We start from the raw sequence: 18,757 nt of genomic DNA, 5'->3' as shown, positions 1-18,757 counted from the left end.
CTTATTCTCCCTCCCCGCAGACGACTTTGCCGCCCACGATGGTATATTTGACTTTTCCCTTAAGCCTTTGCCCCGCAAAGGGCGTATTGCGGCCCTTGGAGGCAAACTGTTCCGGGTCCACCGTCCACTCCTCGTCCGGATCAAAGATCACCATATCCGCATCCGCGCCTACGGACAGGCGGCCCTTGGCAGGAATGCGCAGAATACAGGCCGGATTGACCGTCATTTTGCGCAGGATATCGGACAGTCCCATCTCCCCGGTATGGTAGAGGTAGGTCAGGGTGACCGCCAGGGCGGTCTCCAGTCCCACCATTCCGCTGGGCGCCTCCGGCAGCGGCCGGGCCTTCTCCTCGGCGGAGTGGGGGGCGTGGTCGGTGGCGATAGCGTCAATGGTGCCGTCCTTGAGCCCCTCAATAATGGCCTCCACATCCGCGCTGGTGCGCAGAGGCGGATTCACCCGCGCCAGGGAGCCGTGGGCCAGGATCTCCTCCTCCGTCAGCGAAAAATACTGGGGACAGGTTTCACAGGTGATCTGCACCCCCTTGCGCTTATAGCGGCGCACCAGGCCCACCGCCTTTGCGGTGGAGATATGGCAGATGTGCACCGCCGCACCGGTCTCTTCCGCCAGCATGGCGTCCCGGGCCACCATAATCTCCTCCGCGATGGCGGGCCTTCCGGGCAGGCGCAGCTGGCGGGAGATCCGCCCCTCGTTCACCGCGTAGTTTTTTACCATGTCCGCATCTTCACAGTGGGAGAGGATGGTCAGCTCCTGCCGGTGGGCCAGGATCAGAGCGTCCCGAACCAGGTTGGCGTTTTGCACCGGCATCCCATCGTCGGACAGGGCCACCGCGCCCGCAGCCTTCAGCGCCTCAAAATCCGTCAGTTCCTGGCCCTTCTCGCCCCTGGTCACCGCCCCAATGGGCCATACATGCACGCCGCAGGCCTGCGCAGCCTTTTGCCGGATCCACTCAATCTGTTCCGGACTGTCGGCAGCCGGCTTGGTATTGGGCATGCAGGCAATGGAGGTAAATCCGCCCCGCGCCGCCGCCAAAGCCCCGGTGGCGATGGTCTCCTTATACTCAAATCCTGGCTCCCGCAGGTGGACGTGCATATCCACCAATCCTGCGCACACCACCAGTCCCCGGGCGTCAACCACCTGGGCCCCATGCTCTCGAATATCACTGCCGATGACGGCCACCCTGCCGTCCTCCACGAGAATGTCCATTACGCCGCCGATGCCCCCCACGGGGTCGACCAGCCGACCTTGGCGTATGAGCAGCTTCACTTGAACACTCCTTTCTAAACCGCGGAGATCCCCGCGCCGCGGCGGAATCTCTGCATAGCAAAAGGGCTTGGGTCTCCCCCGCCCCTTTCTGTCAGCAAACAAACTTTGTCCGTTACATTATATATGGAATCGCATTTTTTAGCAACGGATTTTTCCGGATTTTCGGGCACAATATCACTGTCAGTCAGAAAGGAGTGCTGGATATGACCAAGACGACATTTTGGGAAGGCATGGGCCTGGGCGTGCTGGCAGGCGCTGCCATCGGCATTGTAGTGGCCGCCAAACGGCCGGATGCCATGCGGGACATGCGGAGGGCCGCACGCCGGACGGCCTGCAAGGTGGACCAGTTCAAGGACGATCTGGCCGACACAATGGGTCTGTAACCAAAAAGAGGCGCGGCACAGGCCGCGCCTCTTGACCTTTCCCCCTTCTGGCCTTATGATAAGAAACAAAGTACAGGAAAAAGATAAGGTCAGGAGGAATTTTCTTGCTCACTCCGATTCTGGATCACTCGTCCAAGCAGCCCCTCTATGAGCAGATTTACCACCATATCCGGGGAGAGATGGAGGCTGGCCGCCTCCGTGCCGGAGAACGGCTGCCCTCTAAACGGGCGCTGGCGGCCCACCTGAAAGTGGGCGTTATTACCGTAGAGGGGGCGTACAGTCAGCTGCTGGCTGAAGGGTATCTTCGTTCCGAGCCCAAACGCGGTTTCTTTGTCCAGCCGCTGGAGGCCCTGCCCACGTCCCCTCCGGCCTGCCGTCCGATTCCGTCTGCCGCGGAGCTGGCGGTTTCGCCCCCATTTCAATATGACTTTTCCACCAGCCGGGTAGACACCGGGCTTTTTCCGTTTGCCACCTGGGCGAAGCTCATGCGCGAGGTGCTCTCCGCCCGGGAGGCTGCGCTGCTCTCCTCCACCCATCCCCAGGGCTCGCCCGAGCTGCGCCGGGCCATTGCAGAGCATTTATACCGTTTCCGCGGAATTCAGGCAGATTCGGAACAGGTTGTGGTGGGGGCCGGGTCCGAGTATCTGATCGGCCTGCTGGTGCAACTGTTGGGCCGTGAGGGCGGCTACGGAGTGGAAAACCCGGGCTATACAAAGCCGGCCCGGATCTTTGCCAGCAACGGCGCCCAAGTGGTCCCGCTCCCGCTGGATGGACAGGGCCTGCGGGTGGATGCCCTGGAGGCCGCCCCGGTCCGGGTGGCCCATGTGACACCCGCCCACCACTTCCCCATGGGCATCATTATGCCCGTGACCCGGCGCAAAGCGCTGTTGGCCTGGGCCATGGAGTGCCGGGAGCGCTATATCATCGAGGACGACTACGACAGCGAATACCGCTTCTCCGGCCGCCCCATTCCCGCCCTCCAGAGCCTGGACGGCGGCGAGAGGGTCATCTATTTAAATACGTTTGCAAAGAGTCTGGCCCCTTCTCTGCGAATCAGCTATATGGTTCTTCCGCCCCATCTGCTGGAGCGCTACCGGAGGGAACTGCGCTTCTATTCCTCCACAGTCCCGGCTTTTGAACAGTATGCCTTGGCTCTGTTTATGGAGCGGGGGCACTTCGAGCGGCATCTCTCCCGCACCCGTATCCGCTATAAAGCCCGGCGCGAAGCCCTGCTGGCCGCAGCCAAAGAAACCGGCCTGCTGAAGGTCGGGGCTTTTTCCGGAGGCGACGCGGGGCTGCACCTTCTGCTCCGGCTGCATGACTGCCGCTCAGAGGCCGAACTGGCCGCGCTGGCCGCCAAGGCCGGGGTAGGAGTCGCCCCGCTGGACGGCTGTTATCTCACACCGCCGCCCCCCAATCAGGACCCCTGCCTGATCCTGGGCTATACCCGTACCCCGCCGGAGGCTATGGAACCCGCCCTGCGCCGGCTTAAATCGGTCTGGAATTTTTAGCCGTACCAGTGCGGATTTTTCCAGTATGACTGCCCCGCCCGCCGTACATGCTAAGGGCGAGGTGACCAAACAATGAGACATCCCTACGCGGATTTGTATTCTCTTTTCCGCCATGAGCCGCGGGCCGAGGAGTACTTTAACCGTCTGCCCGACTATGTACAGGACCAGATCACGGCCCGCTACCGCTCCGTGGACTCCCTGGAACGCCTGCACGCCTTTGCCGCCCAATGCCAGCGGGGCCCTTCTGCGGAAGAGCCCTCCCCCATACCGGAGATCGGCCGGCAAACCTATCTGCCGCCCCCCTTGTGGCTGTAAAGGCTAGCCCCGCCCTTTCCCCCGAGAGGCGGGGCTTCACTTTGCCCTCTGTTCCGTCATTTCTTACAATTTTAAATTGTAAATTTTATGTGAATCTTACAAACAACCCCTTGCACTTTACAAGAAACTATCGTATACTGGGTCCACAATACAGAGAAAGGAGGAATGTACAGTATGGTATGGTACAAGGGTATCAGCTCCTTGGATGTAGACGACCTCATCTTTGGAAGCGATGACCAGGTCATCCGCAGTGAGCGGTAATTTGGTTTCCGAAAAGGCCACACCGAAGGGTGTGGGTTTTTTGTTTTATAAGACTTAAAAAAATCTTAAGCAAATTACCGTGGCGGCGGACAGAAAAATGTGGTAGCCTAGCGTTGGAATCAAAATGGGGTGAACGCTCATGAAACGACTCAACCGGCTTCTCATTTTTCTGTCCGCCGTTCTGCTGCTGGGCGGCGCAATCGTTTTGTGGCGGACAGGCTTCTTTCAGGCCATGTCCTCACTGGCCGCCATGCGCGACTATATTGACCGCTTGGCTCCTTACTCCCATCTGGCCTATTTTCTTATCCAGCTGCTCTCGGTGATCCTCGCGCCCATCCCCAGCAATATCACCGCCCTGGCCGGGGCCATGCTCTTCGGAACCTGGCCCGCTTTCCTCCTCACGACAGCCGCTGTCTGCGCCGGCTCCATGCTGGTATTCGCCCTTGCCAGGGTGCTGGGCCGCTCGTTTGCCGATCAATTGGTCAGTCAAACCATTTCCGCCCGGTATCTGGACGTCATTCGCCGCAAGCGGGATGTGTTTCTCTTTTTGGCGTTTCTCTTTCCCTTCTTTCCCGACGACCTGCTGTGTATTCTGGCCGGGCTCACCGATCTCCCTTCCGGCCGCTTTTTTCTCATGGTTCTGCTGGCCCGGCCATGGGGCCTGCTGGCCGCCTGCGCGCTGGGCGGCTCGGCCCTGTCTCTGCCTCTCTGGGCCATGCTCCTGCTGGGCGCGGGTGGCCTTGCGCTGTTCCTGATCGTACTCAAATATGGGGACAAATGGGAGGCCGCCTTGTTGGCCCGTTTTGGAAAGTAGGGGCCTGACCACATTAGATCTGCATTCCGGAGCGCAGCAATCAAAAAACACCCCGGCTGACGCCGGGGTGTTTCTGTGTTGCGATGGTTAGTTGCAGCAGGCTTTGAAGTCGCGATATCCATCGCCGCAGGGGCACATGCTGTTGGGCGGGAAGAACTCATCAACCGGGAATCTCACGTGGCGGAAAATCTCACAGGGATCTTCCTCACCACCGCAGGCACATTCCTTCTCCGGCATGCAGTAGTCATAGACCGGCATCAGCAGTTGGGAATCCCGCTCCAGGCGGATGATGGAGAACTGGCCCAGCGTAACGTAGATCCGCTTGCCGTCGTTTCCAAAGCACAGGTCACAGCCAAAGCAGGCACAGATGCAGGGCGGAATCTCAGTCAGCTCACAGTCGCATGGACGGCACTCGCAGACATCTACCAGCTTCATGTTGAGCACGATGGGGTCTACCGCCTCCACCACAGCGGTGGGCAAATTGCTCTTGCGCATATTCTGCTCATCCAGGGCTTCGAACGCGGTCTCAGAAGAGAATACCTTCGCGGAGCCCTCGCTTCCGAAGAGGATAACCCGTTTGTCAAAGACGCACAGGCCGGTAACCTCCACCGGGCGGGCAGCTCCGACAAAGGCGTCGGCGGTGACGCGGTAGAAATAGCGCACATCTACGGTGTAAAAACCACGGTTAAAGCCGATGGGCTCCACATCAATGTACACATACAGCAGCTCGGCCTTGCCGGCCTTGATGCTGATCGCCCGATCAATGGCGCACTGGGAATTCTGGGTGGGGTAGAACCGCAGATCCTCGATACAATCCTTATCTTTACAGGAATCGTAGATCTTTTTCGTGTGTATGCACACAGCCTCGCGGATGCAGTCGGTATCCTGCACGGGGCCGGGCACGACCTTATCAGGCATTGCAATACCTCCCGATAGTTAAGATGCAAAAGGGCGCCTACCGTTCATCCGGGTATGCTCCCTTCCGTTCCATTCTATGAGAGGGCGCGGGTTTGGTGCGGACTACAAGAAGCGCCCGGTCATAGCGGCCGGGCGCTGAACACAGCTTTTCCTATTCAAATGCCACACTGCTGTCCAGCGGGACAATGTTGACATATGTATGGCCAACACCGAATACAATGGGATTCCCACTCAGATCTGTGTACTCCAGCTGTCCGTCCGGATAGGACTTGCTCCACAGCAGATCAATCACCTTTCCGCCGCAGGCAAAATAGCCTGTGCCGCCGCTGGACAAGTCCACCGTGATGTGCCCATACCGATCTCCCGTATTCCGGCAGGCGGTCTTGATCACCACCACGTTGGTCACAGCCACCTGCTCGCCGCTCTCTCCGTCCACATAGGGCGCTCCGTACTCTTCCACCCAATACTTGCGGCTGTCCGGGTCATAGAGAAACACGCCGGTTTTATAGTTGGAGAAGGGCACGGTGATTTTCTCCGCAGATGCCCCTCCCGCCGGGGTGCCGTTTTCTGTAAAGGACATGTCATAGACGTATCCCTCCGGGTGCTCCTGCCGCAGAGCGGTATAGCCGGCAAACCGCTCAATGATGGCGTTACCGGTGGTGACCACCGTATGCTCCAGGCTGTAGTTCTTCCGCCGCTGGGGGTCGCGCCACATCAAATTGCCGTTTTCCGTATTGCTCATATAAGGGCCGCGCACGCCGTCCAGGGAGGCAACGCCCCATTCCTTGATTTTGGCGTAGGCGTCCTCGCTTCCGCCCGCGTGGATGTAGATCGCGTCATGCCCCAGGGCCAGCTCCATATAGTAAGGCCGCGCGGAGCGGATCGAGCCGATGCGCCCCACTCCCTCTACGCTCTGGTATACCCCCAGCATCCGGGTGATACCACCCTCAGCGGGTACCTCATAGAGAATATCTGCCTGAGACTGGCCCAGCTGCGGCAGGGCTTCCCGCAGGTTGTTGAGCATGATGGCCACCGGGCGCTTGTGGAGCCACGCCTCGTCCATGGGCTCTCCGGTCAGCGGATTGACGGGTCCGTCATAGACCTCCGGCTCCGACGTAGGCTCTGCAGACGGCTCAACCGGGCTTTCCGATGCAGGCGCGGAGGTCTCCGGCGGCACGTCCTCTCCCCCGCTCCTGCCGCAGGCGGACAGCGCCAGCAGAAGTGCCAGGGCCAGAAGAATCAGTCTTTTACGCATAGCGGTATGCCTCCCCGTCCTCAATTTCTTCCATCATACGACAGCCCAGCGTCTCCTGTCAAGCGAGGAGAAGCTGCCTTCCTTTTTACTTTTGGACTGACGGGTTCTAACTCCGTCATTTTCACTATGCATTGATGAAAGCAGAAAAATATGATAAAGTAAACCGAACGATAAATCCCGATTTGAAGGAGGGTAATTCTTGTGTCTGACTGGCGACTTAATGGACAGGGAGAACATCTGTCTAATAGAACGCTTTATAAGATTACTTTCCCTATATTTTGGGAAATTGCGTACAGAAGTAAAAATGTCTTTTTTCAAAAAATCGAACGATATGCTAAACTGTTTGTTGAAACCACAAATTGCGGCCACGAATTTCTCGAAGGAGATAAAATTCAACACTTTTGGCATGCGCATTGTGAATTCTGTTGGGAGAAGGCATTAACAGACAAAGCTTGTACATTCTATTGCACGGAAGATATGGATTATTGGATATGTGAAGAATGCTTCCACGATTTTATAGAAAAGTTCAACTGGCAGGAAAAAGCGGCAGAAGATTTATTTCCCAACTTAGCATTATAATAGCAATTACTTAACGACTTCCAATTTATCAGGCTGTTTAGTTCTTAAATCAGTCCAAAGGCTAAAAGGGAGGAAACTGCCCCTTGTGATTTCCACGGGTTTTCGGTATAATGCGAAAGGAGACCATCGCATTTGGAAGGGAGCAGCACCCATGGCCCGATACGGCTTTATCCACGACAAACTGGACATCAAATTTCTCATTCTTTACCTCATGGCCCGTGCGGCGGCCCCAATTGATTTCCCTACCCTCACCGATCTGACCATGTGTGACGACGGTGTGGACTACTTTGAGTTTACGGAAGCAGTTGCAGAGCTGGTGGAGACCGATCATTTGACGCTGGAAGATGGGCTGTATTCCATCACGGATAAGGGCCGCCGGGACGGCGCGGCCTGCGAGAGCAGTCTCCCCTACTCCGTGCGGCGCAAGTGCAACGGAAACCTTGCCAGGCTCAACGGGGTTCTGCGCCGCAACGCACAGGTGCGTGCCCAGGTGGCCGCCCGGGAGGGCGGCGGCTTTGACGTGCGCATGACTCTGGATGATGAGAGCGGAAACCTGCTTTCCCTTTCCCTCTTCTCACCTTCACAGGAGCAGGGTGAGCGTCTGGCTGCCGCGTTCCGGGAGCGCCCGGAGCGCATCTATAATGAAATTCTTTCCTCTCTCCTGGAAAGCGGGGAATCGGAAGCTGGAACCTGAAAAACCTCCGCAGGCATAAGCCTGCGGAGGTTTTTTTACAGCAGAGGGGCCAACACCCGCAGCACGGAGCGCAGCAGCTGGCGCCCCTGGGAATGGCGTCTGCACTCCTCCAAGGTAATCTCCTCGCTCTTCTCCTGTGTGAGCAGGAAGTCCCGCTTGATCTCCCGTATCACCGGGTCTCCGAAGAGAAGCACGCCGTCCTCAAAATGGAGAAACATACTGCGGTAATCCAGATTAATGGTCCCCACCGTGGCATAGCGGTCATCCACGACAAAATTCTTCGCATGGACAAAGCCGGGCGTGTACTCGTAGATCTTTACGCCCGCATCCAGCAGGGGTTCATAGTGCGCGCGGGTGAGCTCAAACACCAGTTTCTTGTCCGGAATATGCGGGGTGATAATCCGCACGTCCACGCCGGATTTTGCCGCGTTGCGCAGTGCGGTGTTCACGCTGTCGCTTACCACCAGATAAGGCGTCATAATATACACATAGCGGTGGGCCTTGCTGATGAGATTCAGGTAGACCGTCTCTCCCACCGGCTCATTATCCAGGGGAGAATCCGCATAGGGCTGGACATAGAACCCCCGGCCCAGCTCCGCCTCAGCGGGCAGGCGCTCCGGCCGGAAGCGGCTGAATTCCTCATCGGTCTCCCGGTTGTACTCCCACATGGTCAGAAACATCACCGCCATGCTCCAGGCCGCCTCCCCCTTCACCATGACGGCGGTATCCTTCCAGTGGCCAAAGCGTAGCTTCCGGTTGATATATTCATCCGCCAGATTGATTCCGCCCGTAAAGGCCGTGTGGCCGTCAATGATGCAGAACTTCCGGTGGTCCCGGTTGTTCATGCGGATGGACAAAATTGGTTTGAAGCGGTTGAACACACAGCAGGGAATGCCGGTTTCCCGTTCCAACCGCTTGGCGTAGTTCATGGGCAGAGTGCGCAGGCTGCCCACGTCGTCATAGAGAATGCGCACATCCACGCCGGAGGCGTGCTTTTCCTTGAGTACCTCCAGAATCGAATTCCAGAACAGGCCCTGGCCGATGATAAAAAACTCGATGAAGATATACTTCTCCGCCTTTTTCAGCTCCTCCATCAGCTTGGGGAAGAGATCGTCTCCCAGGGGAAAATACTCCGTGTAGGTGTTGGTATACACCGGACACCCGGCGTATTGCTCCAGATAGCGGGCCTGGGTGACCGCGTCCTCGCCGTAGACGAAAAGCTGTTCCGCCTTACAGTCCGGCTCCAGCTCCTGCAACATCTTTCGGTTGCCCCCCCGGAGTTTGCGGCGCATCCGCCTGGACACCCGGTTTCCGCCGCAGATCAGGTAGACCAGCCAGCCGAACATGGGGAAAATCAGGATGGGAATAATCCAGCCGATCTTATAGCCCGGATCCGTCTGCCGGCTGACAATGATCAGCACAGCCAGAATCGAGAGCACCACACACGCCCAATATACATACATGTAGGCGCTGGAATAGAGCACGGCCGTACCGATCAGAAACGCCGACTGGAGAATAATCAGCACCGCGATAATCACCGCTCGGTTGAGCACCATAGAGGTAATGTTTTTGATGTTGAATCCCTTACGCTTCACTGCTTCACCACCACATTCTCATCGCCCAGCAGCTCTCTGAGCTCCGCGATCAGCGCCCTGTGCACCACGCATACCGTTCCAAACAGCTTTCCAGTGTCTTCACAGCGTACCTTCAGCTGCTCCTCCCCCGGAAACATGGTGAGAATCAGCTTGATCTTCTCCCAGCGCGGGTCATTCAGGCTGGGAATCCGAATGTAAAGGCGTTTCGCTTTCTCGCCTTCTCCCCCCCCCGTGCCGGGCTGCCCGGTCAGGGCGCTGATGGGACGGATGCGGTCGCACATAATCTGCGGGGCTTTCTCGTCCCGCACGGAGATGCGCCCGTCTGCTAGGATGGGCATCCCCTCTTTCAAATAGGGTGCACACTCGGCCAGAACCCGGGAAAACACCAGCATCTCTATGGATCCCGTGTCATCCTCCACTGTGGCGTAGGCCATCAGGGTGTTGTTCCGGGTGGTCTTGGTCTTGGACGCCGCCACCACACCCGCCACCGTGACCCGCTGGTCATCATGGTAGATCTCCGGCCCGCCCTCCCGGTCAAAGTCCGACAGGATCGAGCCAACGGGAGCTGCTCTGTATTGTTTGGCAATTTCCCTGTATTCATCCATCGGGTGGCCGGTGAGGTAAAGGCCGGTGGTCTCCTTCTCCATGCGCATCAGCTCCCGGCGCGTATACTCCGGGATGTTTTTCAGCTGCATCGCCGGGGCAGACTGAGGCTCGTCCCCGCCGCCGCCGAAGAGATCGTACTGCCCCTCCAAATTCTTACGGCGGGTCTGGGCAATGGAGTCCACCACCTGCTCATAGGCGTCCAGCAGCTGAGAGCGGTAGGCGCCCATCCCGTCAAAGGCCCCGCACTTGATCAGGCTCTCCAGCACCCGCTTGTTCATGTCTGCGTCAAACAGCCGCTGGCAAAAGTCCGGGAAAGATGTAAAGGGTCCGCCCTTTTCACGTTCGGAGAGCACGGCGTTGATAAAGCCGCGGCCCACCCCCTTTACGGCCACCAGGCCAAAGCGGATCCGCTCGCCCGAGACTGTAAAATCCGCGCCCGACTCATTGATATCCGGGGGCAGAAGCTGGATCCCGCACTCCTTGCACTCGGCAATATATTCGGCCACCTTTTCGCTGTAATCCAGAACAGAGGTGAGCAGAGCGGCCATATATTCCCGAGTATAGTGGCATTTAAACCAGGCGGTTTGATAGGCCACAATGGCGTAGGCCACCGCGTGGGCCTTATTGAAGGCATACTGGGCGAAGGCCTCAATCTCGTCGTAGATGTCTTCCGCCACCTGGGCTGGAATACCGTTGGCCACACAGCCGGCAATCCCCCGCTCCGGGTCGCCGCGGACAAAGGAGGCGCGCTCCTTCTCAATCTGGGCCCTTTTCTTTTTGGAGATGGCCCGGCGTACCATGTCTGCCTGACCCATGGTATAGCCGCCCAGCTTGCGGAATATCTCAATGACCTGCTCCTGATAGACGATGCACCCGTAGGTGACGGAGAGAATGGGCTCCAGGCTGGGGTGCTTGTACTTCACCTTATCCGGGTTCTGCTTGCAGGCAATGAAGCGCGGGATGGAATCCATAGGGCCGGGCCGGTAGAGGGCGATAATGGCGGTGATGTCCTCGATGTTCTGAGGCTTGAGGCCCACACACACGCCGGTCATACCCGCCGACTCCATCTGGAACACACCGGAGGTGCGCCCGTCGGAGAGCATCTGGAACACTTCAGGATCGTGGTCCGGAATAGCACTCAGTGTAAAGTCAGTCTGCTTTGCACGCACCAGCTTCACCGTATCGTCCAGGATAGTCAGGTTGCGCAGGCCCAGGAAGTCCATCTTGAGCAGGCCCAGCTCTTCCAAGGTAGTCATCACATACTGGGTGACCACCGATTCGTCATTTTTCGCAAGCGGCACATAGTCCACCACCGGCTTGCGGGTAATGACTACGCCCGCAGCGTGGGTGGAGGCGTGGCGTGGCATCCCTTCGATGGCCTTGGCCGTGTCAATAAGGGTCTTGATGCGTTCATCGCCCTCATAAGACTCCCGCAGCTGCTTGGAGAGCTTGATCGCCTCATCCAGGGTGATATGGAGGGCGCCCGGACCGCTGGGCACCTGCTTGGCCACCGCGTCCACATCGGCGTAGGGCACATTCAGTGCCCTACCCACGTCACGGATGGCGCCCCGGGCAGCCATGGTGCCGAAGGTAACGATCTGAGCCACATGGTCGGCGCCGTACTTGTTCTGGACATATTCGATCACCTCCTGCCGCCGGCGGATGCAGAAGTCGATGTCAATATCGGGCATGGTAACCCGCTCCGGATTCAGAAAGCGCTCGAAATACAGGCTGTACTTCATAGGGTCCACATCGGTGATGGACAGGCAGTAGGCCACCATGCTTCCCGCGGCCGAGCCGCGGCCCGGGCCCACAGGGATATCCCGGCTCTTTGCATAGCTGATGAAGTCAGAGACAATCAGGAAGTAGTCCACAAAGCCCATCTGCCGGATCACGCCCATCTCGTATTCCAGGCGTTCCATGTAGTCTGCGGGGGCATCCGGGTAACGGCGGACAAAGCCCTCCCGGCACAGCTTTTCAAAATAGGCGTCCCCGTCCTGATAGCCCTCGGGCAATTTAAACTCCGGCAGGTGGTGAACGCCGAACTGGAACTCCAGATTGCAGCGCTCTGCAATGCGTACGGTATTCTCCACCGCCTGGGGATAGTCCGGGAAGAGGGCGGCCATCTCCTCCTCCGACTTGATGTAGAACTCCTCAGTCTCGAACTTCATCCGGCCTGGGTCATCCACAGTCTTGCCCATCTGAATGCACATCAGGGTGTCCTGCATTCTGGCGTCCCCGCGGGTGAGGTAGTGGGCGTCATTGGTCACCACCAGGGGAATACCGGTCTCCTGGTGGAGGCGCAGGATACCCTGGGCGGCCTCCCGCTGGGCGGGGATCCGGTGATCCTGAAGCTCCAGGTAGTAGTTCTCCGGTCCGAAAATCTCTTGCATCTCCAGGGCGTACTCCCTGGCCCCGGCATAGTTCCCCCCCAGAATGAGCCGTGGTACCTCTCCGGCCAGGCAGGCAGACAGGGCAATAAGGCCCTCACTGTGGGCCTTCAGCAGTTCTAGGTCCACTCTGGGCTTGATATAGAATCCCTCAGTAAAGCCGGCGGATACCAGCCGGCAGAGGTTATGATAGCCCGTTTCGTCCTTGCACAACAGCACCAGATGGCGTGCCTCCGCATCATACTCGTGGACTCGGTCCGTACGCCGCCGGCCCCGGGGCGCCACATAGACCTCACAGCCAATAATGGGCTTGACGCCTTCCGCCTTGGCCGCCTTATAAAAGTCCACCGCGCCGTACATCACCCCGTGGTCTGTGATCGCCACGGCGGTCTGTCCCAACGCCTTGACCCGCTTCACCAGGCCCTGGATACGACAGGCGCCGTCCAGCAGGCTGAACTCTGTATGCACATGCAGATGGACAAAGGACATGGGGGACCTCCTCTTCTTTCTCTTGGGTTACAGATAGTGTTTTACAATGGGCAGGCTGTCCAAAAAGTCGACGGCCTGCCGCAGCCGCGGCACCGGCTCCCAGTCATAGGGAACCACGATCACGGTCCGCCCTTTTTGCTTCAGGCAGATGGCGGTTCTGTTCAGTGCCGCCCCGCCCGGCTGCCTGGCGGTCGTCCAGGTACGGCGGAGTATGGCCTCCATTGCAGCATAGGAATAGGTATGCCTCGAAAAAAAGGTGTGCTCCGTAACCCTGTCTGCGTAAAAGCAGATACAACGGCGGGAACGTAGGCGGGCCCAGGACAGCACGCCGGCCAGTGCAGCCGCAGCCAGTATGCACAGGGACCAGGCGGTCATTAACATTCCAGTGACCCCCAACACCACCAGGAAAAAGCCGGAGCACAGTGCCAGGTATGCCGTCCCCCACACGGGCGGACGGAGCACGATCGGAAACGGACCAGAATCCATGGCGTGCTACTTCAGCGTGTAGGTCTGATCACACTTGGGGCAGGTGATCTCCCCCTCCAGCCGCGCTTTCAGGGCCTCCTGAATGAGCACCTTGCCGCACTCCGGACAGCGGAGCTTGGCCGTGGCCATCACACATACCACGATCCCCGCCAAAAGTCCTAGTGCGAAAAGTAGAATCAGCCGCGTCAGAAGGCTGAGTATAATCAAAACCGCACAGGCTGCGGTACACCCCCAAAATAAATCTTTCCACCGTTTGCTCAGCGTTATCATATTCTTCTCTCCTCTCGCTTCCTGCTGCCCCATTTCTTTGACCTCCTCAGGTAATCGGAATTCGCCCTGCGGGAACGCCTGCGGCGTTCTGCGCGCCAAAAGGCGCGGCTCTGCACCCCGCCCCCGGCCGCTACTGGTCCGCCAGCGCCATCAGCTTGCGCAGCCGGTGGTTAAACGCCGACTTGGTCACCGGCGGGGTGCAGAGGGCGGCCAGCTGGGAGAGGGTGAGCTCCGGGTGGGCCATGCGCAGGTCCACCGCCTCCTTGAGCTTGTCCGGCAGCTCCAGCAGTATGCCACGCTCCTCCAGCACGCGGATGGCCTCCATCTGCACCTGGGCGGCATCCACCGTCTTATCCAGGTTGGCCGCGTCGCAGTTGACCCGGCGGTTGACGCTCCCCCGCAGATCTTTCTCCGCCTTGGCGTTCATCAGCTCCATGGCCGCCAGGGGCGCGCCGATGGCGGTGAGGAAATCCTCAATCGCCTCGCTCTGCTTAAAATAGGTCACATAGTTGGCCTTACGGGTGGTCTCCTTGGGATGAAAACCCGCCTCCAGCATCAGGGCGTGCAGCTCCCGGCTGATGTGGTAGTGGGGGGTCGTCAATTCCAGATGATAGCGCTTGGCCGGGTCCGTAACCGAGCCCCCCGCCAGAAAGGCGCCCCGGAAAAAGGCGGTGCGGCAGTGCTCGTCCTCCAGCACAGCGAAATTGATGTGGTGGGACACGGTCTCCTCCGGATCATAGCCGAAGGCGTCAAAGAGCACCCAGAGCTTGTCCCGGTCCGTGAGGGCGAAGGTGCGCTTCCCTTCGCCTCCCTCCGGCCTGCGGTCAAACTCCACCCGAAAGGCCTTTCGGAAGAGGATGGGCAGCCGTTCGGCAAAATCCGCCGATTCGGTGGTAATGCGCACCTCACGCCCGGAAAACTGATTGCAGTAGAGCAGCACCCCGTAGGCCTCCGCCTGGGCACAGCACCGGCGGGAAATCGCCGTGCGGCACAGCTCCCGCTTTGCCTGAGAGGAAAATGACACGGTTCTCCCCCTTTTCAATAGATTCTGGTGTCTGCCCGCTCCCGATAGATCTCCATGACGGCCTCTGCCAGACGGGCGACGGAGTGGCGGGCGTAGTCCTGGGTCTCCGAGGCCAGGGGCCGGGTGAGCACCTCCACCCCCAGCGCCTCAATGGCGGCCCTGTCCACCACAATGGGTGCGGCATCCTCCTCCCGGTAGCGCTCCAGCAGGCCCGCCCGCACCGGCGCGGAATTACACAGGCAGATGTCCACCAAATGCGGCCCCGAGTGCTGCAGCAGCGCCCGCACATGATCGGAGGCGGTCATTCCCTCCGTCTCCCCGTCCTGGGTCATGATGTTGCAAATGTACATCTTCAGCGCCTGGGAGGCGCACACCGCCTGGGAGATGCCATCCACCAGCAGGTTAGGGATCACACTGGTGTACAGGCTCCCCGGCCCCAGAAGGATCAGGTCGGCCTCCTCAATGGCGTGCACCGCCTCGGGCAAGGCCTTCGGGTGCTCCGGCAGCAGGCGCACGCTTTCAATCCGGCAGTCCTGCTCCTTTTTAAAGGCAAAAATTTTGGACTCACCCAGCACGTTTGCGCCGTTTTCAAAGGTGGCCTCCAGGGCCACGTCGGCGTTGGTCACCGGCAGGACCCGGCCGGTGATGGCCAGGACCTGGCTCATCTTCCCCACCGCCTCGTCAAAGGAATCGGAGACGCCGTTGAGGGCGGCCAGAATCAGGTTGCCGAAGGACTGGCCTGTAAGCCGCCCTGACTCCTTGGGAAAACGATAGGACAGCAGCTGCTGCATCACCGGCTCTGCATTGGCCAAGGCCTCCATGCAGTGGCGGATGTCTCCCGGAGGGGGCATGCCCAGGTCCTCCCGCAGCATGCCCGACCCGCCCCCGTCGTCTGCCACGGTGACGATCGCAGTGATGTTCTTGGTATGGACCTTCAGTCCCCGCAGCATGGTGGACAGCCCGGTGCCGCCGCCGATGGCCACCACCTTGGGGCCCTGCTCCCAGCGCTTCCCGGCGGGATTGCCTTCACTCATCCGTCTGCCTCCTTACGCCCGGGTCATGTCCCGGTGGTTCTCACTGGCCGGATAGCCCTTCTGCCGGATAAAGTCCGCCAGGGCGCGGGTAATGGCCACGCTGCGGTGCTGCCCTCCGGTACAGCCCACGGCGATCACCAGCGCCGCCTTGCCCTCGTCCACATACCGGGGCAGCAGAAATCCCATCAGGTTCTCCAGGTGGGTCATAAAATCTCTGGTCTGCTGATAGCCAAAGACAAAATTGTACACGCCCTCGTCCAGTCCGGTCTGACTGCGCAGCTCCGCAATGTAGTATGGATTGGGCAGAAAGCGCACGTCGAACACCAGGTCCGCCTCAATGGGGATGCCGTATTTAAAGCCGAAGGAGATGACGTTGACGCTCATGGCCGGCGCGGCCCCGCCTCCGCCGAAGAGCCGGAGCACCTCCCCCCGCAGCTTGGCGGTGGAGAGGGCGGTGGTGTCGATAATGTACTCCGAGCGCTGGCGCACCGGCGCAAGCACCGTGCGCTCCTGCCGCACCGCCTCGTCCAGGGAGCGGACGGTCTCCGCCAGGGGGTGTACCCGGCGGGTCTCCTTATAGCGCTTGATGATGGCCTCCACGCTGGCCTCTACAAAGAGGATCTGATAGTCGCAGCCCATCTCATGGAGGGCGGAGAGGGCGTCAAAGAGCCCATCAAAGGTCTGCCCGCCGCGGATATCGGTGACCAGGGCCACCCGCTCATAGCGGCCGGGCGCGGCCATGCACAGCTCGGCAAATTTGGGGATCAGGGCCGCCGGCAAATTGTCCACCACGTAGAACCCCATATCCTCCATAAAGGAGGCGACCTTGCTCTTCCCCGCCCCGGACATGCCGGAGACAATGATAAATTCCATCTGTTTTCCCTTCCCCGCCGGGCGGCCTACCGCCCCAAAAGCTTGACTTCCGGCTCCAGCGCCACGCCGGTCTGCCGGAACACAGTCTGCTGAATGTGCTCGATCAGCCGCAGCACATCCCCGCAGGTGGCCCCGCCCCGGTTGATCACAAAGCCCGCGTGCTTTTCCGACACCTGGGCGCCGCCCACGGCGCAGCCCTTCAGGCCGCACCGGTCGATCAGCGCGGCGGCAAATTGCCCCTCCGGCCGCTTGAAGGTGCTGCCGGCGCTGGGATACTCCAGGGGCTGCTTCTCCTTCCGACGGGCGGACAGCTCCTCCATGCGGGCGCGGATGGCCGTCGGGTCCCCCGGCCGCAGCCGGAGGGATGCGCCCAGAATCAGGCGGCGGCCGTCCGAAAAGGTGGAGCGCCGGTAGGAGAAGTCCTGCGCCTGCCCCCGTACCTGCTCCAGCTCCCCGGAGGCGGTCAGGCAGACGGTGGAGACCACCACCTGCTTCATCTCCCCGTCGTAGGCCCCGGCGTTCATGGTCACCGCGCCCCCCAGGCTTCCGGGAATGCCGTGGGCAAATTCCAGGCCGGTGAGGGAGTTCGCCAGGGCAAAATTGGCCAGCCGGGAGAGCAGCACTCCGCTGCCCGCCGTGACGCCCCCCGCGCCGTCGGTTTCCAGGCGATTCAGACCGTCAAAGGTTTTTACCACAAATACCTCCGCGCCCTGGTCGGCAACCAGCAGATTGCTGCCGTTGCCCATGAAAAAGGGGGGCAGCTCCAGCTCGGCGGCGGCACGCACCGCCTGGGCGGCCTCTTCCTCGCTCCTCGGCAGTGCCATCAGCCGCACCGGGCCGCCGATCCGGAAGGAGGTATGGCGGCTCATCGGCTCCTGCTCCCGCAGCTCCAAGCCCGGAACTCGGCGGCGCAGCATCTGGATCAGTGTTTCAAATCGGTCCATGGCGGCCTCCCAAATGGAAAATACTTTGATTTTTTATTATACCAGATCCAGTCGGAAAATAGAATAGGGCAGGGCAAAAAAGCGGCCGTCTCCGGACGGCCGCTCTTTCTATTCGGCAAGGCCAAAGGCGTCAAACTGGTCACGACTGCCCCGAAACACATTCAGGTCAATGCGCCCCTCGCTGCCATAATAGCCCTCCAGCCTGGCCGTGTGGGAGTACTGCCAGAAGCGCCACCCTGGCGTCAGCGGAAAGACCAGTGGGCTGGAGCACCAGATGGGATAGCCCGCGTAGTCTCCGCCCGCCAGATAGCGGTAATAGGACCGGTAGGTGACATACAGAATGGGCTTCACCCCGTAATGTGCCTCCAGGCGCGCCAGCAATGGGTCTAAAATCTCCTTCACCTGGGCCCGCTCCGGAGGATTCTTCAGGTAGTCCCCATAAAACTCCAGGTCGATTACCGGGGGAAGCATTCCTGGCTCAACGGGTACCTCGGCGATAAAGTTGTCCGCCTGGGTCTCGCCCGGGCTGTCATAGCTGAAAAAGTGGTAGGCTCCTGCACGGACGCCCGCCTGACGCGCCCCCGCCCAGTTGGCCGTAAACTGCCGGTCCTGGAGGCCCGACCCCTCTGTAGCCTTGATGAACGCGAAGTCCACCCCCTGCCCGGCCAGGGCAGACCAGTCCACCACGCCCTGATAAGAGGACACGTCCACGCCAAAGACTTCCCACTGCTTCGGATCGGCCTCGTGGGGCAGGAGGATGAGCCCCCGCCAGCGCAAAAACGCCAGCGTCCCCAGCACGATCAGTGCTACGGCCAGAACGGCCAATACCACCCGCCGGAAAACCCGTAAAGCCCGCTTCACCCCCATCCCCCTTTCCCCTGTATTCCGCTGTAATCATACCCACCTGCGTGGCCTGTAAGACAATTGGCCGCAGGAATCATCGTCTCTTCCATGGGCCTATTTTACCACCGCTGTCAATCCGCTGGGTACAAAGGCAGCCGCACAGGCCAAGACCGTGCGGCTGTCAGCTT

At 59.8% G+C, this 18,757-nt stretch carries 18 protein-coding genes; 6 read left to right on the top strand and 12 right to left on the bottom strand.

What is annotated here, in order from left to right:
* Position 1: 1 nt before the first annotated feature.
* Complete coding sequence (locus tag H9Q75_RS01315) at positions 2-1,285, bottom strand: dihydroorotase (RefSeq protein WP_186564362.1); 1,284 nt, start codon at positions 1,283-1,285, stop codon at positions 2-4.
* Between the two features lie 203 nt (positions 1,286-1,488).
* Between H9Q75_RS01315 and H9Q75_RS01310 the strand changes: the two genes are divergently transcribed.
* From H9Q75_RS01310 to H9Q75_RS01295, 4 genes are all read left to right on the top strand, one after another.
* A complete protein-coding gene (locus H9Q75_RS01310) occupies positions 1,489-1,668 on the top strand; it encodes a hypothetical protein (protein WP_186564361.1) in 180 nt (59 codons plus the stop codon).
* A gap of 104 nt (positions 1,669-1,772) precedes the next feature.
* Entirely contained in the window at positions 1,773-3,179 is a 1,407-nt protein-coding gene (gene pdxR / locus H9Q75_RS01305) for a MocR-like pyridoxine biosynthesis transcription factor PdxR (RefSeq protein ID WP_186564360.1), read from the top strand.
* A 72-nt stretch (positions 3,180-3,251) separates the two neighbouring features.
* Positions 3,252-3,494 carry a hypothetical protein gene (locus H9Q75_RS01300; RefSeq protein WP_186564359.1) on the top strand — a complete coding sequence of 81 codons (243 nt, stop codon included), beginning with the start codon at positions 3,252-3,254 and terminating at the stop codon, positions 3,492-3,494.
* A 400-nt stretch (positions 3,495-3,894) separates the two neighbouring features.
* Complete coding sequence (locus tag H9Q75_RS01295) at positions 3,895-4,569, top strand: TVP38/TMEM64 family protein (protein WP_186564358.1); 675 nt, start codon at positions 3,895-3,897, stop codon at positions 4,567-4,569.
* 87 nt (positions 4,570-4,656) lie between these two features.
* Here the strand turns inward: H9Q75_RS01295 and H9Q75_RS01290 are convergent, their stop codons facing one another.
* The gene (locus H9Q75_RS01290; protein WP_186564357.1) at positions 4,657-5,487 is read right to left on the bottom strand and encodes a hypothetical protein; all 831 of its coding nucleotides are present in this window, start codon (positions 5,485-5,487) and stop codon (positions 4,657-4,659) included.
* A 151-nt stretch (positions 5,488-5,638) separates the two neighbouring features.
* On the bottom strand, positions 5,639-6,742 hold the full coding sequence (locus tag H9Q75_RS01285) for a DUF3048 domain-containing protein (RefSeq protein ID WP_186564356.1): 1,104 nt from the start codon (positions 6,740-6,742) through the stop codon (positions 5,639-5,641).
* Positions 6,743-6,943: 201 nt separating this feature from the next.
* Between H9Q75_RS01285 and H9Q75_RS01280 the strand changes: the two genes are divergently transcribed.
* Positions 6,944-7,321 (top strand): hypothetical protein, encoded by a 378-nt coding sequence (locus H9Q75_RS01280; protein ID WP_186564355.1) that lies wholly within the window; start codon positions 6,944-6,946, stop codon positions 7,319-7,321.
* A gap of 151 nt (positions 7,322-7,472) precedes the next feature.
* A complete protein-coding gene (locus tag H9Q75_RS01275; RefSeq protein ID WP_186564354.1) occupies positions 7,473-8,015 on the top strand; it encodes a DUF4364 family protein in 543 nt (180 codons plus the stop codon).
* A gap of 35 nt (positions 8,016-8,050) precedes the next feature.
* On the opposite strand, the gene cls is transcribed toward H9Q75_RS01275, so the two are convergent.
* The 9 genes from cls to H9Q75_RS01230 form a co-directional block, all read right to left on the bottom strand.
* The gene (gene cls, locus H9Q75_RS01270) at positions 8,051-9,589 is read right to left on the bottom strand and encodes a cardiolipin synthase (protein WP_480175505.1); all 1,539 of its coding nucleotides are present in this window, start codon (positions 9,587-9,589) and stop codon (positions 8,051-8,053) included.
* Between the two features lie 17 nt (positions 9,590-9,606).
* Entirely contained in the window at positions 9,607-13,095 is a 3,489-nt protein-coding gene (locus H9Q75_RS01265; protein ID WP_186564353.1) for a DNA polymerase III subunit alpha, read from the bottom strand.
* A gap of 27 nt (positions 13,096-13,122) precedes the next feature.
* Positions 13,123-13,581: a hypothetical protein gene (locus H9Q75_RS01260; RefSeq protein ID WP_186564352.1), complete on the bottom strand. Its 459-nt coding sequence runs from the start codon at positions 13,579-13,581 to the stop codon at positions 13,123-13,125.
* 6 nt (positions 13,582-13,587) lie between these two features.
* A complete protein-coding gene (locus H9Q75_RS01255) occupies positions 13,588-13,884 on the bottom strand; it encodes a hypothetical protein (protein ID WP_186564351.1) in 297 nt (98 codons plus the stop codon).
* A gap of 97 nt (positions 13,885-13,981) precedes the next feature.
* Complete coding sequence (gene whiA / locus H9Q75_RS01250; protein ID WP_186564350.1) at positions 13,982-14,875, bottom strand: DNA-binding protein WhiA; 894 nt, start codon at positions 14,873-14,875, stop codon at positions 13,982-13,984.
* A 14-nt stretch (positions 14,876-14,889) separates the two neighbouring features.
* A complete protein-coding gene (locus H9Q75_RS01245; protein WP_186564349.1) occupies positions 14,890-15,909 on the bottom strand; it encodes a gluconeogenesis factor YvcK family protein in 1,020 nt (339 codons plus the stop codon).
* Between the two features lie 12 nt (positions 15,910-15,921).
* A complete protein-coding gene (gene rapZ / locus H9Q75_RS01240) occupies positions 15,922-16,782 on the bottom strand; it encodes an RNase adapter RapZ (protein ID WP_186564348.1) in 861 nt (286 codons plus the stop codon).
* A gap of 26 nt (positions 16,783-16,808) precedes the next feature.
* On the bottom strand, positions 16,809-17,726 hold the full coding sequence (gene murB / locus H9Q75_RS01235) for a UDP-N-acetylmuramate dehydrogenase (RefSeq protein WP_186564347.1): 918 nt from the start codon (positions 17,724-17,726) through the stop codon (positions 16,809-16,811).
* A gap of 108 nt (positions 17,727-17,834) precedes the next feature.
* Complete coding sequence (locus H9Q75_RS01230) at positions 17,835-18,587, bottom strand: GH25 family lysozyme (protein WP_186564346.1); 753 nt, start codon at positions 18,585-18,587, stop codon at positions 17,835-17,837.
* Positions 18,588-18,757 lie beyond the last annotated feature (170 nt).

Origin of the sequence: Lawsonibacter celer, from assembly GCF_014281125.1 — a bacterium.
GTDB lineage: Bacteria > Bacillota > Clostridia > Oscillospirales > Oscillospiraceae > Lawsonibacter_B > Lawsonibacter_B celer.
Note: the sequence above shows the minus strand (reverse complement) of the source record. Positions and strands in the feature narration are given on the sequence as shown.